This is a genomic window from Streptomyces sp. NPDC057302, from assembly GCF_042667685.1.
Lineage (GTDB): Bacteria > Actinomycetota > Actinomycetes > Streptomycetales > Streptomycetaceae > Streptomyces.
Map to the genome: position 1 here is coordinate 66,759 of NZ_JBHUZJ010000044.1, position 7,414 is coordinate 74,172.

7 protein-coding genes are annotated in these 7,414 nt (G+C 70.7%); 4 read left to right on the forward strand and 3 right to left on the reverse strand.

The window, feature by feature from the left end; translation table 11 throughout:
* Nucleotides 1-22: 22 nt before the first annotated feature.
* Complete coding sequence (locus tag ACFUPX_RS27300) at nt 23-754, reverse strand: SDR family NAD(P)-dependent oxidoreductase (protein ID WP_383328026.1); 732 nt, start codon at nt 752-754, stop codon at nt 23-25.
* Between the two features lie 29 nt (nt 755-783).
* Nucleotides 784-1,734 carry a tyrosine-protein phosphatase gene (locus tag ACFUPX_RS27305; RefSeq protein WP_383328002.1) on the reverse strand — a complete coding sequence of 317 codons (951 nt, stop codon included), beginning with the start codon at nt 1,732-1,734 and terminating at the stop codon, nt 784-786.
* Nucleotides 1,735-2,140: 406 nt separating this feature from the next.
* Here ACFUPX_RS27305 and ACFUPX_RS27310 point away from each other — a divergent pair, with 406 nt between their 5' ends.
* From ACFUPX_RS27310 to ACFUPX_RS27320, 3 genes are all read left to right on the forward strand, one after another.
* The gene (locus tag ACFUPX_RS27310; RefSeq protein WP_160504463.1) at nt 2,141-2,344 is read left to right on the forward strand and encodes a cold-shock protein; all 204 of its coding nucleotides are present in this window, start codon (nt 2,141-2,143) and stop codon (nt 2,342-2,344) included.
* Between the two features lie 94 nt (nt 2,345-2,438).
* A complete protein-coding gene (locus ACFUPX_RS27315) occupies nt 2,439-4,037 on the forward strand; it encodes a DEAD/DEAH box helicase (protein ID WP_383328006.1) in 1,599 nt (532 codons plus the stop codon).
* A gap of 441 nt (nt 4,038-4,478) precedes the next feature.
* The gene (locus ACFUPX_RS27320) at nt 4,479-5,291 is read left to right on the forward strand and encodes a pentapeptide repeat-containing protein (protein WP_383328030.1); all 813 of its coding nucleotides are present in this window, start codon (nt 4,479-4,481) and stop codon (nt 5,289-5,291) included.
* Nucleotides 5,292-5,349: 58 nt separating this feature from the next.
* On the opposite strand, the gene ACFUPX_RS27325 is transcribed toward ACFUPX_RS27320, so the two are convergent.
* Nucleotides 5,350-6,267, reverse strand: coding sequence for a hypothetical protein (locus ACFUPX_RS27325; protein ID WP_383328008.1), 918 nt, complete (start codon nt 6,265-6,267; stop codon nt 5,350-5,352).
* Nucleotides 6,268-6,554: 287 nt separating this feature from the next.
* Here ACFUPX_RS27325 and ACFUPX_RS27330 point away from each other — a divergent pair, with 287 nt between their 5' ends.
* Nucleotides 6,555-7,352 (forward strand): S1 family peptidase, encoded by a 798-nt coding sequence (locus tag ACFUPX_RS27330; protein ID WP_383328011.1) that lies wholly within the window; start codon nt 6,555-6,557, stop codon nt 7,350-7,352.
* The last annotated feature ends 62 nt before the right edge of the window (nt 7,353-7,414 follow it).

Consider the following 7,414-nt stretch of genomic DNA (forward strand, 5'->3'; position numbering starts at 1 on the left):
GGTCCCCGCGGGGCTTTCCCCTTCACCCCGCCGTGGACCCCCCGTCCACCGCGAACTCCGCCCCGGTGATGTACGACGACGCCTCCGACGCGAGGAAGAGAATCAGCTCCCCGACCTCCTCGGGCCGTCCCACCCGCCCCAGCGGCAGGTGGGACCAGTCCCGCCCGGCGGAGGCCGAGGAGATCATCGGGGTGTCGATCGCCCCGGGGTGGACGGAGTTGACCCGCACCCCGTACCCCGCGAGGTCCAGCGCGGAGGACCGCGTCAGCCCCCGCAGCCCGAACTTCGTCGAGCCGTACGCCGCATGCCCCCGTATCCCCACGAGCCCCGCCGTCGACGAGACGTTCACGATCGACCCGCCGCCCGCTTCCCGCAACGCGGGCAGCACCGCCTGGATGCCCAGGAACGGGCCGAGCAGATTGACCCGGAGCAAGGTCTCGAAGTTCTCGTACGTCTCCTTCTCCACGGACGCCGTCCGCCACAGCGCCGCGTTGTTCACCAGCGCGTCAAGACGGCCGAAGGCCTCCACCCCGGCCGTCACGGCCGACGACCAGCTCTCCGCGTCCGTGACGTCATGACGTACGAAGAGACCGTGCTCGCCCAGGGACTCGGCGACCTCGCGCCCCTCCTCCTCGCGCACGTCCGTGACCACGACCCGCGCCCCGGCCTGCGCGAACAGCCTCGCCTCGGCCGCCCCTTGCCCACGACCCGCCCCGGTGATCAGGACGGCCTTGCCTTCGAGACCGTAAGAGATCACGTCACGCCTCCAGCCTCTCGCGCGCCCTAGCCGACCATCCGCTGCCGGAGCGCGAGAATCGTCCGTGCGTCAAGCCCGAGTCCCTTCTGCAGATAGCCGCCCAGGCTCCCGTACTTCTCCTTCACCTTGTCCAATGCCGCGTCCAGATAGCCGGTGCGGACCTCCTGGAGCGGGATCAGCAGATCCGGGTTCTGCATCAGACCGCTCTGCTTCAGGCCCTCCCGCACCTTCGCGTCGTACGCGGCCCGGTAGGTGTTGGACGCCAGGAAGTCGCCCACGGCGGTGTGCTCGGGGACGCCGACGGCGCGCAGCAGCAGATAGCTGGTCCAGCCGGTCCGGTCCTTGCCCGCCGTGCAGTGGTAGAGCAGCGGCGACGCCTTGCCGCCGTGGGCGATGTCGCGCAGCGTCGCCGCGAACTGCGCGCGGTTCCCGGCGTCGGCGACGAAGGTGCGGTAGACGTCGCGCATGAAGGCGTCCGCCTTGCCGTTGCCCAGCATCTCCTCCTGCTTGACCGGGTCCCTGGAGCCGATCACGGTCATCAGCGTCGCGAAGAGGCCGTTGTCGCTGATGGCCCTGGACGTCGGGGTGAGCCCGGCGGGCAGCCGGTCGGGCCCGTCGTACTGGACCTCGGCCGGCACCCGGAAGTCGACGACCTTCTTCAGGCCGAGTCCGGCGAGGGTGGCGACATCGGCGTCGGTGAGCTTCGCGAGGGCGTCGGCGCGGAAGACCTGGCCGTAGCGGACACGCTCCCCGTCGTACGTGCGGTAGCCGCCCAGGTCCCTGACGTTCACGGCGCCTTGGAGCGGTATCCGGCGTACGCCGTCGGACGCCGGCCGGGAGGGGTGGTGCGGGGCGTGCCGGGCCGTGCCGCGCTCGGGGGCGGCGGGCTCGGCATGGGCCGCCCAGGCGGGCAGGGTGCCCAGGGCGAGCGTGCAGAGCGCGACTCCGACCGCCGTACGTGTACGGGTGATGCGCATTGGGCCGCCTTCCTCGGTAGCGGTCGCCATGGCCACTCGTCGATCAACCAAGCGATTGTTTGGTGGAAGGTAGCGGGGCGCCCCGGCAGAGGGAAGGGACGTCTAGTGGATGTCGGGCGATGCGTTACAGCGAGGGCGTCGTGCAAGGCGCCCGCGCGGCGAGTGGAGTAAGGGGATGTCGCCCCGGCCCGTGCGGCGCGAGGGGCCCGGAAACATCCGGTCCCTCGTCCGTGTTAGGCTTGTGCGTCGCAGTTTTGGTACCCATGAACTTTATGTGCGCCTGACGGGAATGCTCCGAAGGCGCATTATTGTTTTTTTCCGGTCTCTCCGGGATGGGGGTCATTGCAGCGCTTGGAATCCACAATTCCGTGGTTTTCCTTACTCTGCCCCTGTTGAGGAGATTGACATGGCAACTGGCACCGTTAAGTGGTTCAACGCTGAAAAGGGCTTCGGCTTCATCGAGCAGGACGGCGGCGGCCCCGACGTCTTCGCCCACTACTCGAACATCGCGTCCTCGGGCTTCCGTGAGCTCCTCGAGGGCCAGAAGGTCTCCTTCGACGTCACGCAGGGCCAGAAGGGCCTGCAGGCCGAGAACATCGTTCCCGCCTGATCGTCGTAGCACGCGAACCTCATAGCCGGGGCCCGCACCGGAAAGGTGCGGGTCCCGGCTTGTGCTGTCACCAGGCCCAGGAAGGCATTTCCGTATGAATCGCTCCGATCGCCCCGCACGTCCTGCCCGCGGGCGCTCCACGAACGCACGCGGAAAGGCCCCGGTGGCCGGCGGCGGCCAGGCGAGGGGCGCCGCGAAGAAGCCCGGCCGCGCCAAGCCGCGGCCCGTCGGCGGTGAATTCGCGCTGCCCGAGAGCATCACGCCCGCGCTGCCCTCCGTCGAGGCGTTCGCCGACCTCGACATGCCCGAGGCGCTGCTCAAGACGCTGGCCGCACAGGGCGTGACCGAGCCCTTCCCGATCCAGGCAGCCACGCTCCCCAACTCCCTCGCGGGCCGCGACATCCTCGGCCGTGGCCGCACCGGCTCCGGCAAGACCCTCGCCTTCGGCCTCGCGCTCCTCGCCCGCACCGCGGGCCGCCGCGCCGAGCCGCGCTCCCCCCTCGCCCTGGTCCTGGTCCCCACGCGTGAGCTCGCGCAGCAGGTGACGGACGCCCTCACGCCGTACGCGACGTCCGTGAACCTCCGGATGTCGACCGTGGTCGGCGGCCTCTCCATCGGCAAGCAGGCGGGCACGCTCCGCCGCGGCGCCGAGATCATGGTGGCGACCCCCGGCCGCCTCAAGGACCTCATCGAGCGCGGCGACGCCGACCTCTCGCAGGTGCGCACGACGGTCCTCGACGAGGCCGACCAGATGGCCGACATGGGCTTCATGCCGCAGGTCACCGCGCTTTTGAAGCAGGTGGAGCAGGGCGGCCAGACGATGCTCTTCTCCGCCACGCTCGACAAGAACATCGACCGCCTGGTGCGGATGTTCCTCACGGACCCCGTCGTGCACTCGGTCGACCCGTCCGCGGGCGCGGTCACGACGATGGAACACCACGTTCTGTACGTGGCCGACGAGACCGACAAGAAGGCCGTCGCCCTGCGCATCGCAGCCCGGGAGGGCCGCGTGATCATGTTCCTGGACACCAAGCGCGCGGTGGACCGCTTCACCAAGCGGCTGCTCGCCAACGGTGTACGGGCTTCCGGGCTGCACGGCGGGCGTTCGCAGCCGCAGCGCAACCGGACCCTTGACCAGTTCAAGACCGGGCAGGTCACCGCGCTTGTCGCCACCAACGTGGCGGCCCGCGGCATCCACGTCGACGACCTCGACCTCGTCGTGAACGTCGACCCGCCCACGGACCACAAGGACTACCTGCACCGCGGTGGCCGTACGGCCCGCGCCGGTGAGTCCGGCAGTGTCGTCACGCTCGTCCTGCCGGACGAGAAGCGGGAGATGACGCGTCTGATGTCCGACGCGGAGATCAGCCCGAAGACGGCGCGGGTGAAGTCCACGGACGAGGAGCTTTCGCGCATCACCGGTGCGCGGGAGCCCTCCGGGGTGCCGGTGGTCATCGATGTGCCCCAGCAGCAGCAGGCTTCGCCGCAGCGTGGGCGCAGGCGTCCCGCCGGTGGCGGTGGCGGTCAGGGTCAGGGCCAGGGTCAGCGCCGGGCCCGCCCGCAGGGGCAGTCGTCGCAGGGCGGCAGGCCCGCTGCGGGGGGCGGGGCCGGTTCCGGTTCCGGTGCCGGCGGTGGTCGTGCTCGGCGTGGTGGCGGTCGTCCCAGTGGGGGCGCGGGGCGCCGGGCGGCCTAGCGCGGCACGTGCCGCCGCGGGCTGAGCGTCTCGCTCCCCCCGGCGGCAGCACTGCCGAACAGGCCTTCCCGCCCACCCGCCCGTTCACCCCGCATCCGACCCTGGACGAACAGGCCTTTCCCGCCCACCCGCCCGATTGCCCCGCATCCGACCCTGGACGAACGGGCTTTCCCGCCCACCCACCCGGTATCCCGCAGTCGGGAGCGCTCGTGAGGGGACGTGTCGGTATTTCCGCCCGGAGCACGGTTCGCGGCACTCCCCAGCCGAAGTGGCAGAGCGGCCACCGGACGATGGCGAGGACGGACATACCGGCACGGCCCCGCCCCGCAACCGGACCGCGCCTGCCCCAGCCAAGGCCCTAGGGAGGCCCTGATGACTGAGAAGCAGACCCAGACCCAGACCCAGGCCCAGCCCCCGCCCCACGCGCGGCAGTCGCTGCCGATGGCCGACGGTGACCGGCAGGATCTGCGGGCCGACTGCGGCAGTTGCTTCGGGCTCTGCTGCGTCGCCCTCACCTTCTCCAAGTCCGCGGACTTCCCCGTGGACAAGGCCGCGGGCACCGCCTGCACCAACCTCCAGCAGGACTTCCGCTGCGGCATCCACCAGAAGCTGCGCCAGAAGGGCTTCTCGGGCTGCACGGTCTACGACTGCTTCGGCGCCGGGCAGAAGGTCTCGCAGTCCACCTACGGCGGCGCCGACTGGCGCCAGGCCCCCGACACCGCCCGGCAGATGTTCGACGTCTTTCCGGTGATGCGCCAACTCCACGAACTCCTCTGGTACTTGACCGAGGCGCTCGCCCTGCCGCAGACCGCCCCGATCGAGGCCGAGCTCCGCGCCGCGCTGGACAAGACCGAGAGTCTCACCCAGGGCGCCCCCGCCGCCGTGGCCGCGACGGACGTGGCCGCACACCGTGAGGACGTCAACGTCCTCCTTCTGCGCACCAGTGAGCTCGTACGCGGCGGCATCCGCCAGAAGAAGAAGGACCGCAGGGGGGCCGACCTGTTCGGCGCCCGCCTCAAGGGCGCCGACCTCCGCGGCGTCACCCTCCGAGGCGCCTATCTCATCGCCGCCGACCTCCGCGGCGCGGACCTCCGCCAGGCCGATCTGATCGGCGCGGACCTCCGGGACGCGGACCTGCGGGGAGCGGACTTGACCGGCAGCATCTTCCTGACCCAGTCGCAGGTGAACGCGGCGAAGGGCGACGCGGGGACGAAGCTGCCCCCGGCCCTGGCGCGCCCCTCGCACTGGGGCTAGGAACAGGGCGGACCCACACGCCCCGCACCGCATCACCCCGCACCGCCGCCCAGCACCGTTACGTGTCGCACTCCAGCACCGTCCGGCACAACGTGCACCGCGCCCGCATCCGCCCCCGGGCGGGCAGCCGGATCCGCTGCTGACAGGTGGGGCAGGGGAACGAGACCCGCAGAGGCTCGGCCCCGCGTGCGGGTGAGAACGAGTACGCGCCGTCACCCCGGGGCCCGGCCCCAGCCACCGCTCCACCGGAGCCCCGCTCCTGCGCGTACCGCCGGTCCTTCGCGTACCGCCGCCGTCCCGCCCAGCCCGCCGCCGTCAGCGGCGGCTGCTGCTCGTCGCGCCGGGCCTGCGTGAGCCCTTTCGTATAGGCGGTGTACGCCTGCGCGCTGGTGAACCACGTCTCCGGCGCCTCCCCGAAGGCGATGGCCCGCTTGGCGAGGACGTACCCGAACTCCTCCGGCGTGAGATAGCCGAGCTTCTGCGACGAGGCGCCGTCCTCCCGATAGGCGTCCAGAAGGAGCCATCCCGCGCCCAGGTAGGTGGTGGCGGTGTCCGTGAGGATCTCGTTGTCGCGTGTGCCGGGGAACGCCAGATCGAGCCGGTGCAGATACACGTGCATGACCTCGTGGGCCAGTGCCGCGCCGATGTCCCTGCGGTGCGTACGGAACCGGTCGTTGAGTTCGATGAAGTACTCGGGCCCCGCGGTGAGTTCGACGTTCGCCGCGTGTTCCATCTCGCGGAAGCCGACGATCACGCGGGCGTCCGGCAGGCGCAGGTGCCGGACCATCTCGCGGGCCACGCGCTGGACGCCCGGATACAGATCGTCCTGGTCGCAGAAGGCGACGTCGGCGGGGGTGATGCTGGTGTCGAAGGTGTGGACGGTGTCGTACGACAGGCGTTTGTAGAGCGCGGTGATCGCGGAGCGCACCGTCTCCAGGTGGGGGTATCCGTGGACCACCGGTCCGCCGTCCGTCACGTGCGCACCCCCAGAAGACGGTTCCATTCCTCTCGGCCCGCGTCGAGGCGCATCGACACGTCTCGGCTCGCCTCGACCCGGTTCCACTGTAAGCCGCGTCGCGTATCCGGAACCGGCCCATGCGTGCGGGTGTGGCCGAAAACCGCCCCTTGCTCTATGCGGACACCGATCTCCATAATCCGCAACAACGCTTTGGCGGGCTCATGCCATTCTCGTGCTCCCACGGGGGAGGAGTGGGCCCGCGGACGCGTGCGACCCCCCACGAACCCCCCACGAAGGGAAGCCCGTTGAACACCAAGCTGCGTGGAATCAAGAGAGCCGCAACCCTCGGTGCCATCGCCCTCGCCGCCGTCAGCCTCCAGCCCGTCGCCGCCTCGGCGGCCCCGCACCCCGGCCCCACTCCGGGTGAGCGCGTGGTCGGCGGAACCCCCGCCGAGCAGGGTGAATTCCCGTTCATGGTCCGTCTGTCGATGGGCTGTGGCGGTGCGCTGTACGCCCAGGACATCGTGTTGACCGCCGCCCACTGTGTGGACGGTTCGGGCGACAACACGAGCATCACCGCCACCGGTGGCGTCGTGGACCTGGAGAGCGCGGACGCGATCACCGTGAAGTCCACGAAGGTCCTGCAGGCGCCGGGTTACGACGGCAAGGGCAAGGACTGGGCGCTCATCAAGCTCGAGAAGCCGATCGACCAGCCGACGCTGAAGATCGCCAAGGACGACAAGCTCAACAACGGCGACTTCGACATCGCCGGGTGGGGTGCCGACAAGGAGGGTGGCGAGCAGCAGCGCTACCTCCTCAAGGCGAAGGTCCCGTTCGTCAGCGACGCGGACTGCGAGGCCGCGTACGGCGCCGACCTCACCCCCGGCGAGGAGCTCTGCGCCGGCAAGCTGGCGGAGGGCGGCACGGACACCTGCCAGGGTGACTCCGGTGGCCCGATGTTCCGCAAGGACGAGGCCGGGGAGTACGTCCAGGTGGGCATCGTCAGCTGGGGCAACGGGTGTGCGCGGCCCAAGTTCCCCGGGGTGTACACCGAGGTGTCGACGTTCGCCGGTGACATAGAGAAGGCGGCTTCGGAACTCTGAGGATCGCTGGCGCGGGGTCGGAGGGGGGTGCCCCGGCCGGCCGGCCGCGCATTGTGGGTACC